Origin of the sequence: Nitrospira sp., assembly GCA_016873435.1 — a bacterium.
GTDB lineage: Bacteria > Nitrospirota > Nitrospiria > Nitrospirales > Nitrospiraceae > VGXF01.
Genome location: VGXF01000006.1, coordinates 26,356 through 50,690, shown reverse-complemented (window position 1 = coordinate 50,690; position 24,335 = coordinate 26,356). Strand labels below are relative to the sequence as shown.

Annotated in this window: 29 protein-coding genes; 26 read left to right on the top strand and 3 right to left on the bottom strand. The window is 62.5% G+C overall.

Going from position 1 to position 24,335, the window contains the following annotated elements:
• Positions 1 to 360 precede the first annotated feature (360 nt).
• Entirely contained in the window at positions 361 to 3,078 is a 2,718-nt protein-coding gene (secA, locus tag FJ248_05300) for a preprotein translocase subunit SecA (protein MBM4120301.1), read from the bottom strand.
• Between the two features lie 103 nt (positions 3,079 to 3,181).
• Here secA and FJ248_05295 point away from each other — a divergent pair, with 103 nt between their 5' ends.
• From FJ248_05295 to FJ248_05195, 21 genes are all read left to right on the top strand, one after another.
• Entirely contained in the window at positions 3,182 to 3,487 is a 306-nt protein-coding gene (locus FJ248_05295) for a hypothetical protein (protein MBM4120300.1), read from the top strand.
• Positions 3,488 to 3,582: 95 nt separating this feature from the next.
• Positions 3,583 to 4,857: an exo-alpha-sialidase gene (locus FJ248_05290; protein ID MBM4120299.1), complete on the top strand. Its 1,275-nt coding sequence runs from the start codon at positions 3,583 to 3,585 to the stop codon at positions 4,855 to 4,857.
• A 5-nt stretch (positions 4,858 to 4,862) separates the two neighbouring features.
• Complete coding sequence (locus tag FJ248_05285) at positions 4,863 to 5,393, top strand: TlpA family protein disulfide reductase (protein ID MBM4120298.1); 531 nt, start codon at positions 4,863 to 4,865, stop codon at positions 5,391 to 5,393.
• A complete protein-coding gene (locus FJ248_05280; protein MBM4120297.1) occupies positions 5,390 to 6,211 on the top strand; it encodes an energy transducer TonB in 822 nt (273 codons plus the stop codon). The genes FJ248_05285 and FJ248_05280 overlap by 4 nt, the downstream gene beginning before the upstream one ends.
• 1 nt (position 6,212) lies before the next feature.
• Positions 6,213 to 6,542, top strand: a complete 330-nt coding sequence (locus FJ248_05275) for a hypothetical protein (GenBank protein ID MBM4120296.1) — start codon at positions 6,213 to 6,215, stop codon at positions 6,540 to 6,542.
• Positions 6,543 to 6,634: 92 nt separating this feature from the next.
• Complete coding sequence (locus tag FJ248_05270; protein MBM4120295.1) at positions 6,635 to 8,938, top strand: TonB-dependent receptor; 2,304 nt, start codon at positions 6,635 to 6,637, stop codon at positions 8,936 to 8,938.
• Between the two features lie 16 nt (positions 8,939 to 8,954).
• Complete coding sequence (locus FJ248_05265) at positions 8,955 to 9,317, top strand: Plug domain-containing protein (protein MBM4120294.1); 363 nt, start codon at positions 8,955 to 8,957, stop codon at positions 9,315 to 9,317.
• A 23-nt stretch (positions 9,318 to 9,340) separates the two neighbouring features.
• Positions 9,341 to 9,577 (top strand): helix-turn-helix domain-containing protein, encoded by a 237-nt coding sequence (locus FJ248_05260; GenBank protein MBM4120293.1) that lies wholly within the window; start codon positions 9,341 to 9,343, stop codon positions 9,575 to 9,577.
• A 48-nt stretch (positions 9,578 to 9,625) separates the two neighbouring features.
• Positions 9,626 to 9,982 carry a hypothetical protein gene (locus FJ248_05255; protein ID MBM4120292.1) on the top strand — a complete coding sequence of 119 codons (357 nt, stop codon included), beginning with the start codon at positions 9,626 to 9,628 and terminating at the stop codon, positions 9,980 to 9,982.
• Between the two features lie 258 nt (positions 9,983 to 10,240).
• Positions 10,241 to 10,582 (top strand): hypothetical protein, encoded by a 342-nt coding sequence (locus tag FJ248_05250; GenBank protein MBM4120291.1) that lies wholly within the window; start codon positions 10,241 to 10,243, stop codon positions 10,580 to 10,582.
• Between the two features lie 45 nt (positions 10,583 to 10,627).
• Positions 10,628 to 11,176 carry a hypothetical protein gene (locus FJ248_05245; protein ID MBM4120290.1) on the top strand — a complete coding sequence of 183 codons (549 nt, stop codon included), beginning with the start codon at positions 10,628 to 10,630 and terminating at the stop codon, positions 11,174 to 11,176.
• A gap of 128 nt (positions 11,177 to 11,304) precedes the next feature.
• Positions 11,305 to 11,550, top strand: coding sequence for a helix-turn-helix domain-containing protein (locus FJ248_05240; GenBank protein MBM4120289.1), 246 nt, complete (start codon positions 11,305 to 11,307; stop codon positions 11,548 to 11,550).
• Between the two features lie 146 nt (positions 11,551 to 11,696).
• Complete coding sequence (locus FJ248_05235) at positions 11,697 to 12,266, top strand: hypothetical protein (protein MBM4120288.1); 570 nt, start codon at positions 11,697 to 11,699, stop codon at positions 12,264 to 12,266.
• Positions 12,263 to 12,874 (top strand): hypothetical protein, encoded by a 612-nt coding sequence (locus FJ248_05230; protein ID MBM4120287.1) that lies wholly within the window; start codon positions 12,263 to 12,265, stop codon positions 12,872 to 12,874. Before FJ248_05235 ends, FJ248_05230 begins: the two co-directional genes overlap by 4 nt.
• Before the next feature lie 3 nt (positions 12,875 to 12,877).
• A complete protein-coding gene (gene exbB, locus FJ248_05225) occupies positions 12,878 to 13,348 on the top strand; it encodes a TonB-system energizer ExbB (protein MBM4120286.1) in 471 nt (156 codons plus the stop codon).
• Positions 13,242 to 13,664, top strand: coding sequence for a YceI family protein (locus tag FJ248_05220; protein MBM4120285.1), 423 nt, complete (start codon positions 13,242 to 13,244; stop codon positions 13,662 to 13,664). The genes exbB and FJ248_05220 overlap by 107 nt, the downstream gene beginning before the upstream one ends.
• A gap of 13 nt (positions 13,665 to 13,677) precedes the next feature.
• On the top strand, positions 13,678 to 15,033 hold the full coding sequence (locus tag FJ248_05215) for a PepSY domain-containing protein (protein MBM4120284.1): 1,356 nt from the start codon (positions 13,678 to 13,680) through the stop codon (positions 15,031 to 15,033).
• 221 nt (positions 15,034 to 15,254) lie between these two features.
• Positions 15,255 to 15,554 carry a hypothetical protein gene (locus FJ248_05210; protein ID MBM4120283.1) on the top strand — a complete coding sequence of 100 codons (300 nt, stop codon included), beginning with the start codon at positions 15,255 to 15,257 and terminating at the stop codon, positions 15,552 to 15,554.
• A gap of 151 nt (positions 15,555 to 15,705) precedes the next feature.
• Positions 15,706 to 16,047: a PepSY domain-containing protein gene (locus FJ248_05205; GenBank protein MBM4120282.1), complete on the top strand. Its 342-nt coding sequence runs from the start codon at positions 15,706 to 15,708 to the stop codon at positions 16,045 to 16,047.
• Between the two features lie 22 nt (positions 16,048 to 16,069).
• Positions 16,070 to 16,555 carry a hypothetical protein gene (locus FJ248_05200; GenBank protein MBM4120281.1) on the top strand — a complete coding sequence of 162 codons (486 nt, stop codon included), beginning with the start codon at positions 16,070 to 16,072 and terminating at the stop codon, positions 16,553 to 16,555.
• Between the two features lie 129 nt (positions 16,556 to 16,684).
• On the top strand, positions 16,685 to 17,737 hold the full coding sequence (locus FJ248_05195) for a tetratricopeptide repeat protein (protein MBM4120280.1): 1,053 nt from the start codon (positions 16,685 to 16,687) through the stop codon (positions 17,735 to 17,737).
• Positions 17,738 to 17,828: 91 nt separating this feature from the next.
• On the opposite strand, the gene FJ248_05190 is transcribed toward FJ248_05195, so the two are convergent.
• Positions 17,829 to 18,371 (bottom strand): hypothetical protein, encoded by a 543-nt coding sequence (locus FJ248_05190; protein ID MBM4120279.1) that lies wholly within the window; start codon positions 18,369 to 18,371, stop codon positions 17,829 to 17,831.
• Between the two features lie 76 nt (positions 18,372 to 18,447).
• Here FJ248_05190 and FJ248_05185 point away from each other — a divergent pair, with 76 nt between their 5' ends.
• The 5 genes from FJ248_05185 (at position 18,448) to FJ248_05165 (ending at position 23,730) form a co-directional block, all read left to right on the top strand.
• Complete coding sequence (locus FJ248_05185) at positions 18,448 to 19,116, top strand: disulfide bond formation protein DsbA (GenBank protein MBM4120278.1); 669 nt, start codon at positions 18,448 to 18,450, stop codon at positions 19,114 to 19,116.
• Positions 19,064 to 20,509 carry a Do family serine endopeptidase gene (locus FJ248_05180; GenBank protein MBM4120277.1) on the top strand — a complete coding sequence of 482 codons (1,446 nt, stop codon included), beginning with the start codon at positions 19,064 to 19,066 and terminating at the stop codon, positions 20,507 to 20,509. Before FJ248_05185 ends, FJ248_05180 begins: the two co-directional genes overlap by 53 nt.
• Positions 20,510 to 20,623: 114 nt before the next feature.
• The gene (gene nikR / locus FJ248_05175; GenBank protein MBM4120276.1) at positions 20,624 to 21,040 is read left to right on the top strand and encodes a nickel-responsive transcriptional regulator NikR; all 417 of its coding nucleotides are present in this window, start codon (positions 20,624 to 20,626) and stop codon (positions 21,038 to 21,040) included.
• A 6-nt stretch (positions 21,041 to 21,046) separates the two neighbouring features.
• The gene (locus tag FJ248_05170; GenBank protein ID MBM4120275.1) at positions 21,047 to 23,095 is read left to right on the top strand and encodes a TonB-dependent receptor; all 2,049 of its coding nucleotides are present in this window, start codon (positions 21,047 to 21,049) and stop codon (positions 23,093 to 23,095) included.
• A 92-nt stretch (positions 23,096 to 23,187) separates the two neighbouring features.
• Positions 23,188 to 23,730 carry a DNA-3-methyladenine glycosylase gene (locus tag FJ248_05165; protein ID MBM4120274.1) on the top strand — a complete coding sequence of 181 codons (543 nt, stop codon included), beginning with the start codon at positions 23,188 to 23,190 and terminating at the stop codon, positions 23,728 to 23,730.
• A gap of 208 nt (positions 23,731 to 23,938) precedes the next feature.
• On the opposite strand, the gene FJ248_05160 is transcribed toward FJ248_05165, so the two are convergent.
• Positions 23,939 to 24,313 (bottom strand): hypothetical protein, encoded by a 375-nt coding sequence (locus FJ248_05160; protein MBM4120273.1) that lies wholly within the window; start codon positions 24,311 to 24,313, stop codon positions 23,939 to 23,941.
• Positions 24,314 to 24,335 lie beyond the last annotated feature (22 nt).

Below are 24,335 nucleotides of genomic sequence, written 5' to 3'. Positions count from 1 at the left end.
GAGCGACGGGGATCACTTTATCGGGACTCCGATGGCGCAACTGGCGGTTAGCACTGAGGAGAAAACCGTCACGGCTCGGAAGAATCAGTTCCGTTCTCCCGCCTGCCAACTGAGAAGGGACATCTATCACGATACGGCCGCGATGCCTTGTGATGGCTAATTGCGCGACCTAAACGAGCTCTTTTCTAGACACGCACCGGACCTTTTCCGCCCCGGTCTTCCAATTAAGTCGCTGAGCTGTGGGCGTGCTCCAACTGCGCGCATCGAGCGCGTGCCGGCCGCTTCAATGCAATTTCGAATGAGTCCCGCGTGTACGCTTGGCGAGCCCACAAGCAAGCCCACTACGCCCAGGCCGTACGCTCACGCCCCGTGGCATTTCTTGTATTTTTTCCCCGATCCGCACGGGCAGGGGTCGTTGCGGCCGACTTTGTCGGCGGTACGATGGACTGCGGCCTGGGGCTGCAATTCCTTCTCGCCGAGGTTGAGGGTCAGACGCGGCGGGGCGGTGGGACGTGGCACAGGCGGGGCCTCCCCGCGGACCGCCTGGATGTGAAAGAGTCGATCCAGCACGTCGCCCTTGATGCGGCTCATCATGGCCGCGAACATGTCGTAGCCCTCGCGCTTGTACTCGATGAGGGGGTCCTTCTGCCCGTAGCCGCGCAGGCCGATACCGTCGCGCAGGTGGTCCATGCTCAGCAAATGATCTTTCCAATGGTGGTCGATCACCTGGAGCATGACCATCTTTTCCAGTTGCCGCAGCAGTTCCGGGCCGAGCTCGGATTCTTTCTGTTTGTAGGTCTTCTCTACGCGCTCGTGCAAATCCTGTTTGAGCGCCTCGTAACCCATTTCCTTCAATTCTTTGAGGGAGCCGGAACCGCTCTCGCCGTGCGCGAGCGTGAGACCGAACTGACTGTGCACGGACTCGACAAGGCCGTGGAAATCCCATTCTTCTGGGTACTGTTCCTGCGGGCAGTGGACGTCAAGCAATGAATCAGTCACCTGCACGGCCATGTGCCCGATCTGATCCGACAAGTCCTTGCCAGCGAGGATGGCACGGCGATGCTTGTAGATGACCTCGCGCTGCTTGCTCATCACGTCGTCATATTCGAGTAATTGCTTGCGAATGTCGAAGTTGTGCGCCTCGACCTTCTTCTGCGCGTTGGCAATGGCGCGCGTGACCATGCCGTGCTCAATGGGAATGCCTTCCTCCATGCCGAGCTTGAGCATCATCTGCGAGACGCGCTCGGAGGCGAAGATGCGCATCAGATCGTCCTCCAGCGACAGGTAGAAGCGCGAGGAACCCGGATCCCCCTGCCGACCCGCGCGGCCGCGGAGCTGGTTATCAATGCGGCGGCTCTCGTGCCGCTCCGTGCCGAGGATGTGCAGGCCGCCCGCCGCGATTACGGCCTTGCGATCCTCGTCGCAGGTCCTCGCAATCTGCTCGAACGTGGCCTTTTTCTGCTCCTCAGGGAGGTTCTCATTGTCCTTCTGATAGAGGAACCGCTTGTAGAGGAAGTCCGCATTGCCGCCGAGCAGAATGTCCGTGCCACGGCCGGCCATGTTCGTGGCGATGGTCACGGCGGCTTTCTGGCCCGCCTGCGCAATGATCTCCGCCTCCTTCTCGTGGTACTTGGCGTTCAGGACGTTGTGCTTGATGCCCTGGCGGCTGAGAAAGCCGGCGAGGCGCTCTGATTTTTCGATGGAGATGGTGCCGACGAGGACCGGCTGGCCCTGTTTATGGCACTCCTTGATCTCCTCGACGATGGCGGTGAACTTTTCCTTCTCGGTCCGGTAGACAATGTCCGCAAAGTCCTTTCGGATCATCGCACGGTTGGTCGGGATGACGTTCACGTCGAGGTTGTAGATCTTGGCAAACTCTGGCGCCTCTGTGTCGGCGGTGCCGGTCATGCCCGCCAGCTTGTTGTACATGCGGAAATAGTTCTGAAAGGTGACAGAGGCGAGTGTCTGGTTCTCGTTCTCGATCTTGACGCCTTCCTTTGCCTCAACGGCCTGGTGTAGTCCGTCGCTCCAGCGGCGGCCTGGCATGAGGCGGCCGGTAAACTCGTCCACGATGATGACCTCGCCGTCCTTCACCACGTAGTCGACGTCGCGCTTGTAAATCGCGTGGGCCTGCAGTGCCTTGGTGACGTGGTGGACCTGGTCCATGTTGACCGGGTCGTAGAGATTGTCCACGCCGAGCAATTTCTCCACGCGCGCGTTGCCATCTTCAGTGAGCGCGGCCGTCTTCGTTTTCTCTTCGATCGTGTAATCCCGCTCGATCTTGAGCTGGGGGATGATGCTGTTGACGCGGTGGTAGAGGTCAGTAGTCTCTTCCGTGGGGCCTGAAATGATGAGTGGTGTCCGAGCCTCATCGATCAGGATGCTGTCCACCTCGTCCACGATGGCGAAGTTCAACTCGCGCTGCACGCACTGGTCGATGCTGTGGACGATCAGGTTGTCGCGCAGGTAGTCGAACCCGAATTCGTTGTTTGTGCCGTAGGTGATGTCGGCGTGGTAGGCCTCCTGCCGCGTGCAGGGGCGCAGGTGCTGGAGGCGTTTATCAGACGCGTCGTAGGCCGGGTCGTAGAGGAACGAGGCGTCGTGCTGGATAATGCCGACCGAGAGGCCAAGGCTGTGATAGAGCTGGCTCATCCACTGCGCGTCGCGTTTGGCCAGATAGTCATTGACGGTGATGAGGTGCACACCGCGCCCGGCGAGCGCGTTGAGATAAATCGGGAGAGTGGCGACGAGCGTCTTGCCCTCGCCGGTTTTCATTTCTGAGATGCGACCCTTGTGCAGAATCATGCCCCCGATCAACTGCACGTCGAAGTGCCGCATGTTGAGGCGGCGCTTGCCGGCCTCGCGGCAGACGGCGAAAGCCTCGGGCAGCAGGTCGTCCAGCGTAGCGCCGTCAGCCAGCCGCTTTTTGAAGGTCTGGGTCTTGTCGGTAAGCGCCTGGTCGGACAGCGGCGACAGGGACGGTTCGAGCGCGTTGATCTGCTCGACGATCGGCCGGAGTGCCTTGATTTCCCGGTCGTTTTTGCTGCCAAACAGAATATTGAGGACGCGCGTGAGCATCAGAAATTCCAAAATTTCACGGCAGTATACCTTATTGGATGAGCAAAATCCCACCGGTGCGATTGCTTGACAGCGGCGGAGCGCCTCATTAGTATTCCAGTCGATGTTGTCACGCGGCGGGTTCAAAACGGTTGCTGTGGGCTTGGCGGTTTGTCTTCTGCTCCTGAGCGGGCTGGCTTATCCGCAGATCGTCGCGCATGCCGGCCACCACGCTGCACACAAGGCCGCAACGCACGCCACCTCGCTGTGTTCGTGGGTGTGCTCTGCCGGCCAGGTGTTCGAAGGCACGGCGGTTGTCTTTCGGGTTGAGCTGAATCCGATCGGTGCGGCTGCGCCGGTCGTTGTTAGCGAACCGCTCAGCATCGTTCCTTTCGCAATTTCCTCCCGCGGCCCTCCGTCTCTCCGCTAGTTCGTCGACTCGGTTCCTTCACATTGACGAATTCCTGTGCGTGACGCGCCGCGGGGTGCGTGTAAGCGTCACGGGTCATGCGGAGCCCAAGGTAGATGTTCATCCAGCGGTTGATTGCAGCAATGTCCATTGCGGTGGTGAGTGCGGCTGTGTCTGCCGGCGTACAAGCTGAGCCCGCCGCGGCGCCACCGCTGACACTGGCGGCGAAGCAAGTTATCGAACTGAAGGCCCGGTCGGTCGTCGGGCCCTCGGTGCAGGTGGACGAGCAGGGTCTCGTGCATCTGGTCTGGATGGAGGAGGACAAGCAGGAAGTCCGGACCGTGCAATATGCCCGCAGCGCGGACGCGGCGGGCACGGTCGGTGCCCCGACGCGGGTGAACCGCACAACGGAGGCGCCTTACTGGCGGCAGGAAGCTCCAACGCTCGCCGTGTCTGGCCACGATGTCTATATCACCTGGGCGCTGACGCATCCGAAGTCCACGCCCGATAAGCCGTTCAGCACCGAGCTGCGGTTGAGCCGCTCCACCGACTTTGGGCGCTCGTTCCTGCCCTCAGTGGTTGTGAACGACGACGACACGGTCGCCAACCACACATTCGACGCGCTCCACATTGCCCCCGACGGCACGATCCATATTTCCTGGATCGATCCCCGCGACGGCAAGAAGGATCCTGGCACCTACATCGCGCGGTCGGTGGACCACGGTCAGAGCGTCGAGAAAAACCGCAAGATTGACGAGAACACCTGCGTCTGCTGCCGGACCGCGCTGGCGACGGCCCCGGACGGGACCATCTACGTGGCGTGGCGAAAAATTTTCGAGGGTAATATCCGTGAGACGGTCGTGGCGCGGTCGGAGGACGGCGGCAAGACCTTCTCCGAACCCGTCATTGTGGGCCATGACCGCTGGGTCTATGCCGGCTGCCCGCACCGGCCGGCCGCGCTCGGCGTGGACCGTGGCGGGCGGCTCTACGTGATCTGGTATTCTGAGGGCGCCGACGAGACGCCGGCCGTGTATCTGGCCTATTCGGACGATCGCGGAAAAACCTTCGTACCCAAGCGGATGCTCAATGGATCGAAGGGCACATTTCCCGATCACCCGCAGTTGGCGGTGGATTCCGCTGGCCACGTGGTGGCGATCTGGGAGGAACAGTCGCCGGCCCGCCAGGAAGTCGTCGTGAGCGTCTCGCTGGATCGTGGCCAGACCTTTAGCCGCCCCTACAAATTAAACGAGAAGAAAAGTCACAGCCCTGCGGTGTCGGTGAACAGCACAGGTCTGCTGGCGCTGGCCTGGAAGGAGCATGCCATGACGAGCCACAAGCTCGTCGTGCAGACGGCGCAGTTGCCGGCGGTGGCAGCGGCGGTGGAGCGGTGAGTCGCATGCGGACGATCGGTTTCATGATCGCGATGCTGATGCTGGCCGGCGTGTTGCCGGCCGGCAGCGCGTCCGACCCGGCCGCGATGCTGAAGATCGGCTCGGTCATGGGCGTGGACGAGACACCGGTATTCCAAATGCGCGCGCTCGACGGCCGAGAGATCGATTCCGCGGAGCTCAAGGGCAAGGTAGTCGTGCTGAATTTCTGGGCCACGTGGTGCGGGCCATGCAAAGAGGAGATGCCGGCGCTGGAGCGTCTGCGCCGCCAGGTGGACGGTGACAAGGTGGTGCTGGCCGCCGTGACGACCGACATGCAGCGGGACGGCATCCGCGCTTTCGTGAAACAACTGGGATTGAATTTTCCGATCTGGCTTGACGAGGATCGATCTGTGTCGGCGGCGTTTTTGGTGCGTGGCCTGCCGACCACGGTGTTCATTGGAGCGGACGGCCGCCTGGCCGGCCGCGCGGTGGGGCCGCGGGACTGGGACAGCGCTGACGCCGTGGCCTTCGTGAAGAGTTTGGAGGGAACGCGGTGAACCTACGTGCCGGAGGGGCGTCCAGCATCGTCACGCCGGAGCTGGCCGGATGGCTGGCATCCGCGCTTGCCCATATCGGTATGGTCGGCGTCGCCGTGCATCTGACGTCGAGCCTGACGCTCGTACCGATGCCGGAATCCTTCCGGCTGGAATTAACCATGGCGGAAGCCCCGGCGGTCCGTGAGCCGGAACGCCCCGCACCAGCCGCGCCTAAGGCGGCCCCGCAATCCACGGCTGCCGCGCAGCCGATTGCGCCGCCACCACCGGAGCAACCGAAAGTCGAGCCGACACCGACACCGGAAACAATCCAAACCGTCATCCAGGAGCTTGCGCCGATGGTGGCCGCCGTGCACGCGCCGTCGGAACCGGCGGAGCCGGCAACAGCCACGGTCGTGGCCACGGCTCCCATGCCGGCGATCGTGGAACCGCCCGGCGCTCCAGCGAGCGCAGCCGCATCGTCCGAACCGGTGGCACCCGCTCCGGCCGTGGCGGCATCGATTTCACGCGGCGCGGGGGGCGGGGGGCGGGCGGATTACGGCTGGCTGGCGGATTCCATCTGGCGTCGCGCGTCGGAAATCCAGCGGTATCCCTTCCAGGCTCGGCTGAACCATTTGGAGGGGCGGGTGGTGGTGCGCGCGGTCATCCGACACGACGGCCATCTGGAGGCCCTCGCCGTGCACGAAACCTCCGGCCATCGCGTGTTGGACGAGGAGGCGCTAGAGCTGATCCGGCGCGTGTGCCCATTGCACATGAAGCACGAACTGGGACGCCAACAGGTGGCGGTGCTAGTGCCGGTCAATTACAAACTCAATGATTAATGTGACGCACAGCACCCTAGAGCCGTCCTTGCGCCGCGCCGGCATTCTGGCACTGGCGGCGGTCTATCTTGTGCTGGGCGTGCTGATGGCCGTCTGCCCTGCCGAGCCGTCCGTCACGGCGCACGCGCATCAGCATGGCAAGGCGCCCGGTCATGCGCTGCATTCCTCCCTTTGCATCTGGGCCTGCCAGGCCAATCTGCAGCCCGGACCGGTTGCTGCGGTGCTGGCGGCCGGGTTCGTGCTCATCGTAGCCGGCTCAAGTTTGTCCGATTTCACCACTGGGTACGTCCAAGTCATTCGATTCGTCCCCGCGCGCGCGCCGCCCCGCTAGTCCGTCTTCGTCGTAGAAATCAGAACAGCATCGAAGCGTCCCGGCATGGAGCCGGGGCCTGTCCGTCATCGTCATCAAGGAGATCCATCGCCATGGTATGTCAACGTCTGTCGGTTCTCACGGGGGTCATCATCGTCACCGCAGGGCTCTCATTCTGGGGTGTGTCGCTGCATGTCTGGGCGCAGGAGGCGGATGTACCGTCGCCGCGCGAGAAACAGTTGCGCCAGGATCTCAAACGGATTCTAGACGAGCTGGATCAGCTCAAACAGCCGGGCGCGCCCGCCTCCGGCGGCGCGCCGCCGGAGCAGCCGTCCGCTGCGGCGCCGGTACGCCAGATGAGCGAACTTGAGGGAGGAACGCCGGAAGTTTCGCTGCAAGATATGAGCATCGTCAGCCAGCGGGTGCAGATGCGTCCGGCAGGCGTGTCCATTTCGGCTACCGAGCCGACCGAGTATCAGTCACAGCCGACCCGGCACATGCGGGAGTCACTGGAATCGCTGCCCGGTGTGATCATCCGCCAGGCCAACGGACCGCGGGACTTCAGCATTTCGATCCGCGGCTCCGGCGTGAAGACCACCTTCGCAGTCCGAGAACTCAAGATGTACGAGGACGGGTTCATCCAGACGCAGTCGGACGGCCTCTCGCGTCTCGACATCCACGATCCCTGGTTCATGCGCAGCGTGGAAGTGACCAAGGGCGCCTCCTCATCGCTCTACGACAACTACGCGCTCGGCGGCATGATCCACTTCAAGACGCGCCGGGGCAGCGACATCAACGGCGTGGAAACCTTCCTGAGCGGCGGATCGTTTGGATACCAGAAGCAGGCTGTTGCAGTCGGCAAGCAGTATCAGAATCTCGACGTTTCGCTGTTCGTCAGCAACGTGGCGGAGCAAGGGTACATCCGCCACAGCGACTACGATACCCAGACGATCAATTTTAACTTCCGGTTCAAAATCGACGACAAGCAGAACTTCTATTTCAAGGCGATTAACAACTGGCTAGATACCAATGTGCCGACGCGGCTGACCCTCTCGCAGTTCCGCGACGATCCCCGCTATGCCGGCGGCACCAGTACCTCCAACGATGCGAAGCGGCTCGCCCAGCGGCGGCTCGACCGGCGCACGATCATCGGCGGACTCTACGAACGTGAGCTGGACGCCAACACCACGCTCACAATCGAGGCCGATTACGACCTGAAGGACATCAACCAAACCTTCACGCAGATCACCGACAACATCAATCCGAACTACAAACACTACACCGACCTGCGGCACAACGGCCGCTTGGGTGACATGCCACTGAAAAGCTACGTCGGGTTCTTTGTGAACAACATGGAACAGGAAGGGCAGAGCTTCGCTAATGGGGGGGATTACCAGGGCACGCGCGGCGTGTTGCGGCAAAGGACCCGCGGGACGATCCGCAACGTCGGCGGACGGGTCCGCGAGGAATTGGAATTTGTACCGAAATGGACGCTGGCCGGCGGGCTGGGCTTCGAGCAATCCCAGCTGAGCATCCAAGCGATCGACTATTCGTCCGCCGGAGCTGTCAGCACGCGGGCCTCGGCCGATCGGACCTTCTCCAATTGGGCGCCGGAACTGTCGCTGTCCTGGAAGCCTGCCGAGGGCTACCGGCACTGGATTCGCGGGTCCACGGGCTACGGGATCCCGCAATTAAGCAATCTGACCACCGGGCTGGACGGTCTGGCCGGCACAAACTTTGCGCTCAAGCCGCAGCGCAACCTCAACGTCGAGATCGGCACGGAGTCCCAGGTCCACAAGACCCTGACCCTCTCCGCGACCGGCTATTATGTGTTCTTCAAGAACGAGATCATCAGTCAGGTGAACTCGTCGTCCGGCGGCTCCTTCTCCGTCAATGCCGACTCGTCCCAGTATCGCGGCGTGGAATTGGCGTACAACTGGCGGCCGGCGGCCGGCTGGCGGTTCTCCGGCGCCTACACGCATGTGGACGCCAAGTACATCAATTTCACAGACAAGTACGGCTCGACCGGCGCGGTCACAACGGCCGTACGGGACGGTAAGGAGGTGCCAAACGTGGCGCGCGACGTGATCAATTTCAAGGAGGAATACGATCATCCGTCTGGCTGGGGCGGATGGTTCGAGACCAGCTATCACGGCAGTTACTTTCTCAACAACAACAACACCGTGCGGATGCCGGAATATTGGCTACTCAATTTGAATCTGCACAAGAACATGGAGTTTGCCAGTTCGTCGTACATCCGTTCGGCGAAGTTCTACCTCCAGCTCGACAACGTGGCGGACACAAAGTACGCCGCATCCGGCAACATCATCGCCGATTCCACGGCCGACGCGTCCAAGACGCTCTTCTTCGCCGGCTACGGGCGCGCGCTCTACGGCGGCGTGACGCTGGGATTCTGAAGAGGGAGGCACTGTGATGGACCAGGCGTTGTCCGATCACCGTCTGTTACCGGCGGGACTGCTCATCGTTGCCCTGTTGCTGGCCCTGCTGGGCACTTGCGCCGCGTGGGCTGAACCGCCGGCGGCAGACCGGACGGGAAAGGAGCGGGCCGAGCGGATTCGGAAGTTGACGGCGGAGGCCGCTCGAATCCGTTCGGAACTGCGGCAGTTGGAGCGTCAGCCTGAGGGTGTGACGCGATCGGTGGCGCCGCGTAGCGAACTCATGGAACAGCCGACCCGCACCATGCGGGAATCCCTGGAATCCCTGCCGGGCGTGACCGCCCGGCAGGGATCAGGGGGCCGTGACGCCACGATCTCCATACGGGGGTCGGGGAAATAGACAACGATCATTGAGGTGATGCCATGGAGCAACCACTTTTGCGGGTCGATGAAGTGGCCAGATTGCTGAGCGTGAGCCGGTGGACGATCTATCGCTGGCTGGAGGAGGGCCGGCTGGAGGGCACGAAGCTCAACCGGGGGAGCCTCCGAATTTTTCGGGCATCGGTGGACGCGCTGGTACAAAGCCATCGCACGCCGCTGCTGGACGAGCCGGTCCGAGAAACCGGGCGCCGTGTAGCAGGAGTGAGCAGGAGTCTGTAGGCAGACGGGGCATGCCGGGTTAGGGTGCAATGCAGATGGGTGGATGGCATGAGTCGAATTGAGGGTTATGGTGTCGTGACGAATGGTGTGATCAGGCGATGGACAGGCGTGTTGGCGCCGGCCGCCGGCGTCATGGCCGTCGTGTATCTGTGCCTAGCGCTGCTGGCCACGGTATGCATGACGACGCATGCCGGGCACGATGCCGGTGCGCACGATCACGGCAGCCAGCCCGTGCATTCCCTGCTCTGCGCTTGGGCCTGTCAGGCCGGATCGTCCGACTGTCTCTCCGTCGGCGCTCCCGTGCCCGCGGTGTCCCCGGTGCTGTTCGCAAGCGTTGTCGCGGTCATCGCGCAGTGGTCGTCGTTCTCTCCCAACCTCATCCGGTCCCGGGCGCCTCCCCGCTAAGTCTTTCTTCTATCCGCATCCATCGACAGGCCGACCTAGGCCAAAGGTCCTGGACACGCTGCCGCCATCGGCAGACCCAGGCCGGTCTTTCAATGGGTGCAGGCACTCAGAATCCGCCTGTACGCGAATGTGCATGGTCCGAGTGGGGACGGCCTCCTTGGCTCGGACCGGACCGGGGTGGGGCTTGAACCCTTCTTCACCCCATCCCGGCCCATTTTTCTCGAAAGCGGGGACGTTTTCAGAATGACGGGAGGACGAATGATGTCGAGAAGGACGATGATGTTCATCGTGGGACTGTGGATCGGCGCCGGCATTGCCGCCAATGTCTGCGCTGAAGAACGCGGGACAACGACGGCGCCGGTGACCGATGAGACACGGGAAGCAATCGTGCAGATTTTCGGCAATCGGTGCGAGTACTACCCCAGGAATGTGGAGCACGCGTTGCGGCGCTTCCAGGTGGTCGCGAACGTGAAATTTCTGAACGATCACGGCACGGTGCTGATCACGTACTGGCCCGGCGGCGCGACACCGGAGCAGTTTGCGGATGAGGTCGAGCGGGAACTGGCGATGGGTTGGGGGTGCAAGGCGAAGGCGCAATAGGCAATGGGCCGCGCAGGAGTCACTTCATCAACAGGGAGGCTGGTCATGTTGAGAATCGCAGAACGCAGCAGTGTGCGTGTCGGTCTTGGTGTGCTCGCGCTGGTGGCGGCGGTGAACGTGGCTGTGGCAGGCGGGCCGAAAGACGGAGAACTGGCATTGCCTGGCAACTACGTGGTCTGGCCGAAGTTTTTGTCCGAGGTTCAGCGTCCGGATGCGAAGCAGGTGCGGGAGATTTTCATCAATCTCACCGGCGTGAAAGCTGCTCATGGCCAGCCGTTTCCGGACGGTACTCAGTTCGTGATGGAGCTGTACAAGGCGAAAGCCGACGGTGATAAATTGGTGACCGGCGCCGACGGCAAACTGGTCAAGGGTGACCTGGCCAAGGTGTTCGTGATGGGGAAGGACAGGGGATGGGGTGGGGACGTGCCGGACAATCTTAAGAACGGCAGCTGGGTGTTCGCCGCCTACGGGCCGGACGGCAAGGCGCTGGCCGAGGATTTCACCAAGTGCCGGGCCTGCCACGCGCCCCTGGCGCAGAAGGATTTCGTGCATCGGTACGACGAGTATTTCGAGCAGCAGCACCACGGTCATTGACCCGGACTGGCGTCGTCTTGCCCACGACGCCGTGGCGGAACCCGTGTTTGGCCAACCTCCTTGCGCGGGTTCCTGTGGGGGGGCGGTCGCAAGGCCGCTCCCCGCTACCGGGTGAAGGGGAGCACGGAATGGACCGGCAGTTGTTGCGGGTCGGCGAGGCGGCGCAGGCGTTGAACGTCAGCCGCTGGACCATTTATCGGTGGGTGGAGGAGGGCCGGCTGGAGGCGGCGCGGATCGGCAAGAGCAGCCTGCGCATCTTCCGCCACTCCATCGCGTCGTTGATCGAGCGAGGACGGACGGACGCGCTCGAGTCCGTCCCCCGGCTCAAGTCCGTGCGTGCGCCGGGTGTGGCTAGGCCGGCAAAACGTCGGTGACGACGGCCTGTGCGCGGAGAACATGATGGCAAACCTGGTCCGGGCAGGGCGGCCTCCCGGTCCGGACCGGTTCCCGGGGTGAAGGCGGGGCCTCCTGTGGCCTTCACCCCGGCCCATTTCAGACAGGGGCGGGCAGGGGTCTGTTGGTGATCGGGTCGAACGTGACGTCGTGCGCGCGTGTCGTGTTGCTCGTCGTTGTCTGTCTTTGGACCATGGCCGGGTCTGTGTTCGGGGAGCCGCAACACCGTCCACTGAACGAAATGCACGGCGGGTGCGCGTCGTTCGACATGGACGTGAGGACCGAACTGCGGACCATGGCGGGGGCACATGAGGCGAGAATCGCGTGGCCGGGCCGTGGCGAGCAGCCGGCGATGCTTATGCCGATGCGGCCGGTCGAGATTAGGCTGCTGCCGCGGGATCATGTGGCCCTGACTGTTCCGCCGAAACGGGCTGCGGCCTACGCGGGCATGGTGGCATTCAGCGTTCCGGAGGGAGGGCGATACCGCATCAGCAGTGGACAACCGGTTCGAATCGAGATTGTTGAGGAGAACGTGCCGATGGAAGCCGCCGCCTTCGAAATGCAGACCGAGTGTCCGGCCCTGTTCAAGGTCGTCGTGTTTCCGCTAAAGGGCGGTCGGCTGTATTGGCTGGAGTTGTCGTCCGATGTTCGGGATGTCGCGATTCTGCTCACGCCGGACGTAAAGGGGGTCCTATGAACAAGCGTGCGCTGGAGACAAGCCGACTGGTGAAACTGCCTAAGATCGCCGGGCTGGGAACGGTACGCACGGCTCGCCGCAAGGCTGCGGAGCCGTCGCCGCTGGCCGTGGTAACGGTCCGACTCTTGGCGATTGCGATTGAACTGAGCCGACGACCGACCCGGCGCGTCATCTCGAATGCCATCGCGCTCCCGGCGGCCTATCGGAACTGGCCGTGCATACGGACGACGGCCGAGGGCGTCCCGCGCACGACGACGTTCGCATGTTACATCTGCCCCAAGGGATTCAGCGCGCTTCCGCACGAGGAGTTCCAGACCGGAACGCGCTTTATCATGGAAACCTATCGGGTCGCTCCGGATGGGGACAGGCGTTCCGCGCGACCGAAATCGCCGGATGCGGCGCCGGACACCGTCTTCGTCATGGAGAAATACGCGGACGTGAGCGTTCCCGGATCGGCTGGGCAGAACCGCCAATTGTGGGCCCATGCCACCTATGCCGCTGACGGAGGGCTGCTGGCTTCGGCAGTGCGACAGTGCTGCCCCTTGGGGCAGCTTGCCGAAGGACAGACGCCTCGGACAGGGGCCGCCGTCTTCAGCGCCGTGTCCTAGACGATGGATTGGCTGAAGCACGCCGTGGACTATGGCGTCATTGGGTTGCTGCTGGCGCTCAGCGTGGTGGCGGCCGTGGTGGCGGCCGAGCGGGCGCGTTTTTACCAGCGCGCGGACATGTCCGCCTTCCGGACCGTCGAGGAATTCGAAATCGCCCTGACGCGGCGATTGGTCGTCATCGGCACCGTCGCCGCCAACGCGCCCTACATCGGTCTGTTGGGCACCGTGCTCGGCATCATGCTCACGTTCCATGCGATGGGCACTTCCGGCGCGATGTCCGTGAGCGCCATCATGGTCGGGCTGAGCCTGGCGCTCAAGGCCACGGCCGTGGGTCTGCTGGTGGCGATTCCCTGCGTGGTGCTGAACAATGCGCTGCGCCGGCGCGTGGCTGAATTGCTGGTGCTGTACAAGACGCAGCGAAACGTCGGTCAACACCAACCACGACAAGCGGGACGCGCATCTCAAAAGCCCTGATTTTTTCAGTGCGGACAAGTTTCCGACCATGGTCTACCGCATGACCTCCTATGCCAAGGAAGGGGACCACTATATTGCCAAAGGTAACCTGATGCTGTTGGGCGTCACGAAGGAGATCGTGCTCACCGGCACCTTCAACGGCGTGCTGCCCAGGGATCCCCGCGGGCTCGCGAGCGCGGGGTTTTCGGCGCAGGGGAAGATCAACCGGAAGGATTTCGGCATGGTGTGGAACAAGGCGCTGGACAACGGCGGGCTCGCCGTGGGGGACGAGGTCGAGATCAGGCTGGAAATCGAATGCATCAAGCAGCCGTCGTGATGTGCAAGAGACGATGCTGCTAGACGGAACACGGCCGTCCAGCCCCTGGCCCGACTACCGGGCCGTCTGGCGCTGGCATTTCTACGCGGGCCTGTTCTGCTTCCCGTTCGTCGTCGTCCTGGCGATCAGCGGCACCATCTATTTGTTCACGCCGCAAATCGAGGCCTGGCTGGACCGGCCATACGACCATCTCGCGGTCACCGGCCAGCCGGCCGGCGCGGCGGCGCAGGCTCAGGCGGCGCTCGCCGCCGTTCCCGGCTCGACACTGTTCGCCTACGAATTGCCGACGGCGCCGGATACAGCTGTGCGCGTGATCGTCAAGCGCGGCGACGAGCGTCTGCGGGTCTACCTCCACCCTGAAACCCTGGCGGTGCTCAAGGTCGTTGGGGAGGAAGATCGGCTGATGCGCGTCATCTTCAGACTGCATGGCGAACTGCTTGCCGGGAATATCGGATCGGCCATTGTCGAAACGGCGTCATCCTGGACGATCGTCATGATCGCCACGGGACTGTCGTTCTGGTGGCCGCGTTCGGAACGGGGCTTGGGCGGCGTACTGTATCCGCGCCTCGGGCGCGGTGGACGGGCGTTCTGGCATGACCTGCATGCCGTCACCGGCTTCTGGATTTCATTTTTCGTGTTGTTCCTGCTGCTGACCGGGCTGCCATGGGCCAAGGTCTGGGGCGAGTATTTCAAGAGCGTCCGGAGGCTGACCGGAACGGCCGTGGCGCGGCAGGATTGGACGGTTGGCGCCGAACGGAGTGGAACCGCTTCGGGCGGGCACGGAGACCATCCGGGGGCGCCCATGGGGAAATCCGGTTCGATCAAAACGGCGCCGGACTATTCCGCGCTTGACCGATTGATCGAGACGGTGCGTCCTCTCGATCTGCCTCCGCCCGTATTGCTCTCTCCTCCGGCGAAGGCCGGGGCCCCATGGACGGCCAAATCAGACACGCAGAACCGTCCGTTGCGTGTGAATCTGACGCTCGACGGGGCAACGGGCGCCATTCTCAAACGCGAAGACTTCAAGGATCGTCACGTGCTGGATCGCATGGTGGGCATTGGGGTGGCCGCCCACGAGGGCCAGCTCTTCGGCTGGCCCAATCAGGTTGTGGGCGCGCTGACCGCCCTCGGTCTGTTGACGTTGGCGGCCAGCAGCGTGACCATGTGGTGGCGCCGGCGCGCCCCCGGCGTGCTGGGCGCGCCCGAGGCGCTCCAACCGCCGCGATTTTCGAAAGGTCTGCCGGCGCTGGTGCTGCTCTTCAGCCTCTATCTGCCGCTGTTCGCCGCCTCGTTGATCGTCGTGCTCCTGACGGAACACTTCATGTTGCGCCGCATCCCCGCCGCGCGCAACTGGCTCGGACTCGCCTAGATCCTCGCGGGAGTTGTTCTCCCTCCATCCGACCGCACAGACGCTCCTTCACGCGCGTCGAGCGCGCGGTTGCGGTGCATCGGTCCCGGCCCTCCGGCATGGGCGAAATGTGGAGAAACTGTTGCATCGGTCTGCATCGGTTGCAGAGGGGGTGGGGCGCGTGGAGTATACTCGCCGGAGCGTGAAGGAAGCCTTGTAATTCATTCACAAGGAGGAATGTCATGAAACGTTCAGGATTCGGGTTGCTGGTGCTGGCCGTGTACGGACTGTCCCTTGCGATGTCCGGGGGCGTCGCGCTGGCCGGCGGCGACGGACACGTGCGGGAAACCATCAAACATGCGAAGGAAGGCATTCAGCACGAAAAGGAAGCCATCAAGCATCTGGAAGAGGCCGTGAAAGGAGCTTCCGACGCGCATGCAAAGGAAGCCCTGGAGCATGCCAAGGAAGCGGTCAAGCATGCCGAAGAATCCCTCGCGCATGCGGAGCAGGCGGCTGAGAAGAAAAAAGCGAAGGGCAAGTAAGCGTCTCTGTGCGGAGCAACGTTCGGTGCTGCCCAGCCGTCGGCCGAAATTCGATCGATGAAAATGTGTAGCATCCTGTAGCAGACGTCTGTTTTCATCGGTAGACAGGTCGTTGCCAAGCCCGTATAACCGACCCGTTATGATACGGGGAATGTCCATCGCGGGAATAGTGCTGCTGGTGCTGTGTTGGGCGGGCACGGCGTCAGTCTTCGCGGATGAGTCCTCACTGGAGCGGCTCCTGCGGGCGCAGGTGTTCAACAAAATGTTCGAGGGGTTCTCGTCTTATCACGTCACGATCGAGTCCGACGAGCCGCAGGGCGACGGATCGCGCGAGGTGGTGGCTGTGGCCAGCGGCAGGTTTTTGGAGAACACGAAGCGTATTAAAATCCTGTTTCTCATCGCCGGCGAGCAGGTGATCGGCGGGAATGTGCTGGAAGGCAAGGATCTACCGCCGTGCGGGTCGTCGGACTCAGCGCAGCCATCATCGTCCTAATATTCACGAGGAGGTCATTGTTATGAAACTGTGGATCTCGGGATTCTGTCTCTTGATAGTTGTGCTAACCTTAGCATCGTCAGGATGGGCGCTCCAGGCCGGCGGTGTGGAAATCGGCGATCTGGAGACGGGTTCGGTCGTCGGGCTGCCGTTCAAGTCGCTGGAGGTGGATGCGGAATTGTTCGCGCTCGATCTGGGCGGGGCGCAGGGCAAGAAGGTCTGGTATCCTCCGACGACGGTGGTGGACTTCAAGGTCCGTCCCGGGCGTCCGTTCATGATCAAAGTCACCAACAGTTCTTCGGGCGAGCGCGGGTTTTTCTTCTCGGCGGAGCAAAACCAGGCCGCGCCGACCGTGATGAAGGCGAAAATTACGCTGAAGCCGGGCGAGTCCAAGTACATCGGCATTCCGACCAGCGACCTCTTCTACGCCACGCAGGGCAACGTGCTGTACTACAGCGACCACCTGCATCCGGAGGTGGTCGGCGGGCGGCTGGTGATGCTCAAGTAGCCGAGCCGCGACTGCGTTTTGCCGCCTTCCGTCCTGAACATCGGACGGGAGGCGGCTTTTTTGTCCTTTCGCACGTTGATTTCGCTTCTTCTGCCGGGTATAGTCGCCGCACATTCCGGAGGGCGCGCGATGCCGAATTCTTTTGCGACACGATTCCTGCCGGTGACTCTTGCGCTGACGCTCAGCCTCCCCGGTCCGGCCGTGGCCGCCGACAGCAAGGCGCAGGAGCAGTATCTCCAGGCCGCCAAGCTTTTCGAGCAGGACAGATACGACGAGGCGATCGCATCCGCCAAGAAAGCCATCCAGTTGCAGCCCAAATTAGCCGACGCCCATCTGCTGCTCGGACGCATCCAATTCGAGGGGAAGCGGCGCGTAGGGGATGCCACTTCGGCAATGAAGCAGGCCATCGAGATCAAGCCGGACTTCCCGGAGGCGTATTACTATCTCGGGCTGGTCTATCAGGTGCAGGGCAAGTTCCGCGATTCTGAGGATTTACTGCGGAAGGCCATCAGGCTCAATCCCAAGTACGAAGAAGCCTACTGGGCGCTGGGCCGACAATTCCAGCGCAACCGCCGGTACGAGCAGGCCATCGGCCTCCTGACCGAGCTGCTGGCCGTCAATCCTAACCACACGGGTGCGCTCTTCAGCCTGGCGATGGTTCACGATGCGCAGGGAGAGGGCAAGCAGGAGCGCGAATCGCTGGAGCGTTTGACCAAGGTGGATCCCTCGCATCCGGACGGCTGGTACCTGCTGGGCCGGCTTGAGGAAAAGGGGGGCCGCGTGCCGCAGGCGATCGACGCCTACCGGATGGCCGTGGCCGCCAAGCCGGATCTGGTGGACGCCCATTTCAATCTGGCGTTTCTCTACCGCAGTGAGGGCAAGATGCAGGAGGCGGTCCACCGCTTCGAAGAGGTGATCAGACTGCGGCCGGAATATGCCGAGGCGCACCTGAATCTGGGCGGGCTCTACGCCAACATGGGCAAGCTCGACCTGGCGGAGGACGAATACGAAACGGCAGTGCAGCTCAAGCCCAACCTCGCCGAGGCCCATTATAGCCTCGGGTTGTTCTACGAATCCCACCGGAAGGATGTGGGGCGTGCGCTGGCGTCCTACCGCAAATACATCGAACTGGGCGGGCGCGACGAGCGCATCGAGCGCATCGTGGGCCAAGCGGCACGATAGGCGCTGATCGCACCTGCGAGAGCCGCGCGTGTGGCCGGGGGAGCCTCCGGCGAGGCGCGCCTTTCTCGCAAGTCCCGCTCGCGTTCTCGCGCTACCGCCTGATTCGTCCGAACGTGTGGTAGTACGGCCGCCAGTAGTATGAGGGCGGGTAGTAGTAATAGGGCGTGCGGGCGTAGGATTCTTCTCTCCTCGGCCAGACCCTCAAGGCTTTGATCTCCAGCACCGGGAAGGTGTAGTCCGTTTCGTCGAGTTTATCGACCGCGGAGCCGGTCACCTCGCCGACGACGGTGAGCCGCGTGCCGGGGGGGAGAGTCGCAGGGTCGAGAAATTCCGTCTGGATGGCGACAAACCGGCCTTCCGACATCGTGCGGTCCGGTCCCGGTTCCAGGGATCCTTCCAGTGGAATCTCCAGGACCTCGATCCGCGTGCCGTCCTTGAGCCGTTTCGCCGACAGCACTTCGCCGCCTAAGACGATCAGATGGCCGCGGTAGGAATCGGCAGACTGGCGGAGTAGCGTGAAGGTCAGGGTCTTGTCGAGCTGGGCGGCAAGGGCGGCGGGCACGACTGGATTGCCGGCGCAACCGGCCAGCAGTGCGGCCAGTGCGAAGATCAGGCTGTGCACGCGAGGAATCATGATTCATTATAACAGCAGATTGGCTATAATGAGCCCCGTTTTCCGTTGTCAAGAAAGGAAGAAACGTATGCACCGAATGGTGATGGCGGCGATCATGCTGACGGTCATGGTCGGCGGACCGGTCTGGGCCAGCCCGGCCGCGCCGCGAGGCGTCGACGGAGGCGTGACGTCGAAATACGAGGGCAAATACGAAATTCTCGCAAACGAAAAAAACACGCACGAGCCGGGCCGGGTAAAGATGACCACGTTCGCCGACTTTTACTGCCCCCACTGCCACATGTTTGAGCAGACCGTCGCCATCATGATGGAGAAGGAATTTGGTGGTAAGGTGGAGATCACGATGGTCGGGTTTCCCGTCATCAACAGCAAGCTGCCGACGGCCTTCGAAATGTACGAGCAGGCCAAGATCATGGGGCGGGGGACGGCAATGAAGAAGGTCCTCTTCCGCACGATCCACAAGGACAAGCTGCACGTGCTCGACAAGACGATCCGCGAGACCCTGATTAAAGAAGTCGGGCTCGACCCGGCTACGTTCGAGGCCGGGCTGGACGGCGGCAAGCCCGCGGCCGCCTTCGAGGCCGGCCGCAAGTGGGGGGAGCGGGTGAAGATCCAGTACACGCCGACAGTGGTGCTCGATGGCAACATTAAGGTCGAAGGCGAAAACCTGCAACCCGACAATCTCAAGACGGTGATTGCCAGCATCCTGGCCCTGGACGGCAAGAGCAGGAAGAGTGAGAAGAAATAACGGGCAGAGCAATCCAGCCCGGCAGGGGTTGATCGGACTGCTGTGCGTGTTTGTCTGGTGCGGTCCGACGGCGCCGGCCGCCGCCAACTTGTCGGATCTGCAGAGCCAGATCAAGGGCACGGCGGCGAAGGTCACGCCCGCGGTCGTCAACATCGCGTCCACGGTCATCGTGCGCGAGCAGGCGTTCAGTGACGAGGGGCTTCCGTTCGGCCTTTTCTCGCAGCCCACCCCGCGCCGCCAGTACGGGCAGGGCTCCGGCGTCATCGTGTCCTCAGACGGCTACATCGTCACGAACAATCACGTCGTGGCGGAGGCGGTGAACGTGGAGGTGTTGCTGGCGGACCGGCGGCAATTCAAGGGCCGCGTCGTGGCTACCGATCCCAAGACGGATATGGCGGTCGTGAAGATCGAGGCCGGTGGCCTGCCGACCGTGGCCTGGGGCGATTCCAGCCAGCTGACGGCAGGCGATTTTGTCCTAGCCATCGGCAATCCGCTGGGGCTCAACCAGACGGTCACGTTCGGTATCGTCAGCGCGGTCGGGCGGGCGGACGTCGGCGTAGCCGACTACGAGGATTTCATCCAGACCGACGCGCCGATCAATCCAGGTAATTCGGGGGGCGCGCTGGTGAACGTGAAGGGCGAGCTGGTGGGCATCAACACGGCCATCGCCAGCACGACCGGCGGCAGCGTCGGCGTGGGGTTTGCCATTCCTAGCAATATGGCGCGGGCGGCCATGCAGAGCCTGCTTAAAACGGGCCGCGTGGTGCGCGGCTTTCTCGGCGCCGGCACGCAGGATGTGACGCCGCTGTTGACCAAGATGTTCCGGCTGCCGGAAGTGAAGGGGGTCATCGTTACGGACGTGTTCGCGAAGGGGGCGGCCGACAAAGCCGGGCTCAAGCGTGGCGACGTGCTGGTGCGGTTCGACGGCAGGGACGTCGTGGACTCGGGCCATCTACGCAACGTCATCGCACTGGCACCGATCGGCAGCAAGCACCGACTCGAGTTCATTCGTGACAACAAGCCGGGGCAGGCCGAATTGCTGATCCAGGAAGCGCCCCGCGAGCGCACAAAGCGGGCGGCCGCATCAGCGCACGGCGTTTCGCTGAGCCATCCGCTGGGCGGGCTGCTGGTCGAGGAAGTGACTCCGCAGGTGGCTCGGCAACTGGGCCTGACGTCCACGAGCGGCGTGGTCGTCACAGCAGTCGAGGAAGGGAGCCTGGTCGAATCGGCCGGCATTTCGATGGGCGATCAAATCCTGGAAGTGAACCGCAAACCGGTCGCCGACCTACAGGCCTACCAGCGCCTGGTGGAACCGATCAAACCCAAGGATCTGACCCTCCTACTCATCAACCGCCAGGGGACGATTCTTTACGTGCCCATCGAAGGCGGCTAACAGCCGCTGAAACCGACCTCCCCGGCGCGGGCTCGCTGGGAATAGTCATTGAGTTCGGGGGGCCGCGGTGCTATTGTCGTGCTACGTTTTCACAATTCGTAGCACGAGGGTGGCATGAAAAAACTTGTCCGGTTCGGCGTCTCCCTCGACCACCATCTGCTCGACGACTTCGACAAGCTGATCGCCCGCAAGGGGTACCTCAACCGGTCGGAGGCCCTCCGCGACCTGATCAGGGGCAATCTGGTCGAGCAGGAGTGGGGCGCGGACCAAGATACGGTCGGGACGGTTACGATCGTCTATGACCATCACGTCCGCGCCCTGACCGACAAGCTCACCAGCATCCAGCACGACTATCAGCGTCTGATCGTTTCCGGCATGCACGTGCATCTGGACCATGACCATTGTCTGGAGGTGCTGGTCGTACGGGGCCGCGGCTCGGAGGTTCGCAAAGTGGCCGATATCCTGATCGGGACCAAGGGCGTCAAGCACGGCAAGTTGGCGATGACGACCACAGCAAAGGGCTTCCACTGATTCGTCATGCGCCCGCGCGGATTCGTCCTGACAATCTGGTATCTATGGGCTTTTTTTGGTGTGCCGCCGCTATTCGCGCACGATCCGGGCCTGCCGGAGATTGCCGTGCCGGAAGTCGGGGTGATGACCGACCAGCCCATCGCGGCTTCCTCGCAACAGTTTATTCCCGACAATGAATACGTGTTGCAGCCGCAGGGCCGTCCGGCCCAGGTGCTGCGCCTGATTCCCGGCTTCATCGCCGTGGAGCATTCCGGGGGAGCGGGCAAGGCCGACCAGTATTTCCTGCGCGGATTTGATGCGGACCACGGCACGGACGTCGCATTTTTCGCCGACGGCATGCCGGTCAATCTCCGCTCCCACGCGCATGGGCAGGGCTATGCGGATCTGAACTTCATCATTCCGGAGACGATCGAGGGGCTGGACGTCCACAAGGGGTCCTACGATGCCCGGTTTGGAGACTTCGCTACCGCGGGCGCCGTCGACTTCAAAACCCGCGAGGTGGTCAAGGAAGGCGTGGTGCAATTGTCCGGTGGACAATTCGATACGCAACGGCATCTGCTCATGTTCTCGCCGACCACCGGGGAGGTCCGCACGCTGGTTGCCGCCGAAGGCTACTATACGAACGGGCCCGTTCAGAACGACAACCGCTATTTTCGAAGTAATCTGATGGGCAAAATGACGATGCATCCGAATGCGCGATCGGAGCTCAGCCTGACCGGGACCTTTCACAAGGCCCAGTGGAACGGGTCGGGACAAATTCCGCTGCGGGCCGTCACAGGCGGGACGTTGGACCGCTTCGGTTCGGTCGATCCGACCGAGGGCGGCCGGACGACCCGCGTCACCGGCCGGCTCAACCTTCACTATGATACGACGACAGGTGGGAGTTTCTTCGCCAATGGCTATGCGCAGTATTACCGGCTCGATCTCTTCTCGAATTTCACTTTCTTTCTGAATAATCAAACGGAGGGCGACGGGTTTCTGCAAGCCGACCGCCGTGTGATGTACGGTGGCGATCTTGGTTACCGTCAAGTCGGGAAGCTGCTGGAGATGGATGCGTCTGCGACAGTCGGGGTGCAAAGCCGGGGGGATGCTATTCATGCCCGGCTGGCTCCCCAAGTGAAACGCGATCCGACCGGCGTGACAACGGACAGCGAGGTGCTGGAGGCATCCTATTCACCCTATGTGACGGGGGAGTTACAACTGGCCCGCTGGCTGCGAGTGGCCGGCGGTATGCGCAGCGAGACCTTCACGTTCGATGTCCGCAATCGCTGTGCGGCGTGCGCGACGCAATCGGGCGGACGGGCGATGTCATCCATTCTGCTGCCCAAGGCAAATCTGATCCTCGGGCCCTGGGGCGCGACGGAATTGTTTGCCAATTATGGCGAGGGCTTTCACAGCAACGACGCACGAGCATCCATTACGAGCGGCTCCGCGCCGCTGGCCCGCGCGCGCACCTACGAGGTTGGCATCCGCTCAAAACCGTGGGGACCGGGCGGCATGGAATTGACCGGGACCCTCTGGGCGGTGGATTTAAATTCCGAATTGGTGTTCGTTGGCGATCAGGGGACGACGCAGATTCGTGGCGCCAGCCGGCGGCGCGGTCTGGAAGCCGGCGCGCGCGGGCCAGTCTGGGGCCCACTGGCCTTCAACGGCAGCGTGACGTGGACAAAAGCGGAATTCACGAATGGCAGTGCCATCCCGCTGGCACCGGAACTCACGGCCTATGGTGCAGCCATCGTCAAATGGCCGCAGGGGGTGACGACGCAATTGCAGGCGACCTATCTGGGGGTCCGTCCACTGGCGGAGAACAAAAGCGTCCATGCACCGTCGTGGCTGACCTTCGACCTCGCGACGCGCTATCAGGTGCCGGTCAAATTGGAGGGTGGGCGGCTCGAGGCCTTTCTTTTCGTGCAGAATCTCTTGGACACTAAATGGGAACAGGCGACCTTTGCATTTCAATCACGCCTGAGAAACGAGTTAGCCGGAGCAAGTGATATTCACTTCGTGCCAGGGAACCCGCGCATGCTCATGGGCGGCTTGGCATGGTACTTTTGACGCGCGATGTGCGCGAATGTTTAATGCGCTATGTGGAATGATGCATTGCCGGAAGGCTTCGCGCCAGTAAACGGTGATCACTAACAATTACCATGCGCCCCGTTGTCTTGCAGCGCCGGTATTACAATAGACCCACGCTTCGGGTGGCCCGGTCGTTGCTGGGCAAGTACCTTGTCCGGAGACTTGGCCGCAGGACTATTACTGGACGGATCGTGGAAGTAGAAGCCTATATCGGCATGGAGGATCGCGCCTGCCACGCCTCGAAGGGGCGCACGGGCCGCACGGACGTCATGTTCGGCCCGGCCGGGGTGTCGTATGTCTATTTAATCTACGGCATGCACCACTGCTTCAATATCGTCACGGAGCGGGAAGGCTTTCCCTCCGCCATCTTGGTGCGGGCGGTGGAAGATGTGGCGGCGCAGGTGCGGATCGACGGTCCCGGTCGTGTCTGCCGGTTTCTGGCGATCGATCGGACGTTAAATTGCAAAGATCTGACGGCGGGCTCGCAGTTGTGGGTTGAGGATCGGGGCAGACGAACTGTCCACTCGCGCATTGAGGCTGGTCGAAGGATCGGAGTTGAATATGCTGGAATCTGGGCAAAAAAACCGTGGCGCTTTCGACTGGCAGAAGGGTGAAAATGGCTTTTGGCGTTGTTCTCGCCTCACGCAGACCCGCAACGCACTGAAAACGTATCGCTCGGGCCGGCGTTTGCTGCCGCCTCGCCGGGTGACCGGTTTGACCATTCTGCGGGAAGCCCTTCTAAGTCAGAACGGGAGGGCACGGCACAAATCAAATGGGGCCGCCGGTTTCCCGGCGGCCCCAGTTGATGTCTCACGAAAAAGCTTACTTAGCCGCGCCGATGCTGGCGTCCGCCTTGGTCGCTGAGGTCACGGGAGGATTGATCTGAATCTGCGGTCCCTGCACCTTCGGCACGCGGCCCGAGCCCGCCGACTTGTCGGTGACGCGAGCGTTGTTCGGGTCCACCAGCTTCTGCTCAACGTGGTTGTCCGTGCGGTCGACGGACTTTACAATCGCTTTGTCCCCACCGGCGTTGGTCTGACCGGGATCGTTTGCTAGCGACTGCCCGGTCACCGGGCTGGTGGCCGCCTTCGCTGGATAGCCTTCGTGCTTCGGAAGGTTCGCGGGATTGGCCATGGCCACCGACGTGGCTACACCGATGATTGCGACGCCCACAACAGTGCTGATCAACGTTTTCATGTCACGCACTCCTTTTGAGAAT

What these genes read in the sequence shown, in the direction of transcription:
- secA (MBM4120301.1), bottom strand. Translation starts at nt 3,078, where the DNA reads ATGCTCACGCGCGTCCTCAATATTCTGTTTGGCAGCAAAAACGACCGG.
- FJ248_05295 (MBM4120300.1), top strand. Translation starts at nt 3,182, where the DNA reads ATGTTGTCACGCGGCGGGTTCAAAACGGTTGCTGTGGGCTTGGCGGTT.
- FJ248_05290 (MBM4120299.1), top strand. Translation starts at nt 3,583, where the DNA reads ATGTTCATCCAGCGGTTGATTGCAGCAATGTCCATTGCGGTGGTGAGT.
- FJ248_05285 (MBM4120298.1), top strand. Translation starts at nt 4,863, where the DNA reads ATGCGGACGATCGGTTTCATGATCGCGATGCTGATGCTGGCCGGCGTG.
- FJ248_05270 (MBM4120295.1), top strand. Translation starts at nt 6,635, where the DNA reads ATGGTATGTCAACGTCTGTCGGTTCTCACGGGGGTCATCATCGTCACC.
- FJ248_05265 (MBM4120294.1), top strand. Translation starts at nt 8,955, where the DNA reads ATGGACCAGGCGTTGTCCGATCACCGTCTGTTACCGGCGGGACTGCTC.
- FJ248_05260 (MBM4120293.1), top strand. Translation starts at nt 9,341, where the DNA reads ATGGAGCAACCACTTTTGCGGGTCGATGAAGTGGCCAGATTGCTGAGC.
- FJ248_05255 (MBM4120292.1), top strand. Translation starts at nt 9,626, where the DNA reads ATGAGTCGAATTGAGGGTTATGGTGTCGTGACGAATGGTGTGATCAGG.
- FJ248_05250 (MBM4120291.1), top strand. Translation starts at nt 10,241, where the DNA reads ATGATGTCGAGAAGGACGATGATGTTCATCGTGGGACTGTGGATCGGC.
- FJ248_05245 (MBM4120290.1), top strand. Translation starts at nt 10,628, where the DNA reads ATGTTGAGAATCGCAGAACGCAGCAGTGTGCGTGTCGGTCTTGGTGTG.
- FJ248_05240 (MBM4120289.1), top strand. Translation starts at nt 11,305, where the DNA reads ATGGACCGGCAGTTGTTGCGGGTCGGCGAGGCGGCGCAGGCGTTGAAC.
- FJ248_05230 (MBM4120287.1), top strand. Translation starts at nt 12,263, where the DNA reads ATGAACAAGCGTGCGCTGGAGACAAGCCGACTGGTGAAACTGCCTAAG.
- exbB (MBM4120286.1), top strand. Translation starts at nt 12,878, where the DNA reads ATGGATTGGCTGAAGCACGCCGTGGACTATGGCGTCATTGGGTTGCTG.
- FJ248_05220 (MBM4120285.1), top strand. Translation starts at nt 13,242, where the DNA reads ATGCGCTGCGCCGGCGCGTGGCTGAATTGCTGGTGCTGTACAAGACGC.
- FJ248_05215 (MBM4120284.1), top strand. Translation starts at nt 13,678, where the DNA reads ATGCTGCTAGACGGAACACGGCCGTCCAGCCCCTGGCCCGACTACCGG.
- FJ248_05210 (MBM4120283.1), top strand. Translation starts at nt 15,255, where the DNA reads ATGAAACGTTCAGGATTCGGGTTGCTGGTGCTGGCCGTGTACGGACTG.
- FJ248_05205 (MBM4120282.1), top strand. Translation starts at nt 15,706, where the DNA reads ATGTCCATCGCGGGAATAGTGCTGCTGGTGCTGTGTTGGGCGGGCACG.
- FJ248_05200 (MBM4120281.1), top strand. Translation starts at nt 16,070, where the DNA reads ATGAAACTGTGGATCTCGGGATTCTGTCTCTTGATAGTTGTGCTAACC.
- FJ248_05195 (MBM4120280.1), top strand. Translation starts at nt 16,685, where the DNA reads ATGCCGAATTCTTTTGCGACACGATTCCTGCCGGTGACTCTTGCGCTG.
- FJ248_05190 (MBM4120279.1), bottom strand. Translation starts at nt 18,371, where the DNA reads ATGATTCCTCGCGTGCACAGCCTGATCTTCGCACTGGCCGCACTGCTG.
- FJ248_05185 (MBM4120278.1), top strand. Translation starts at nt 18,448, where the DNA reads ATGGTGATGGCGGCGATCATGCTGACGGTCATGGTCGGCGGACCGGTC.
- nikR (MBM4120276.1), top strand. Translation starts at nt 20,624, where the DNA reads ATGAAAAAACTTGTCCGGTTCGGCGTCTCCCTCGACCACCATCTGCTC.
- FJ248_05170 (MBM4120275.1), top strand. Translation starts at nt 21,047, where the DNA reads ATGCGCCCGCGCGGATTCGTCCTGACAATCTGGTATCTATGGGCTTTT.
- FJ248_05165 (MBM4120274.1), top strand. Translation starts at nt 23,188, where the DNA reads ATGCGCCCCGTTGTCTTGCAGCGCCGGTATTACAATAGACCCACGCTT.
- FJ248_05160 (MBM4120273.1), bottom strand. Translation starts at nt 24,313, where the DNA reads ATGAAAACGTTGATCAGCACTGTTGTGGGCGTCGCAATCATCGGTGTA.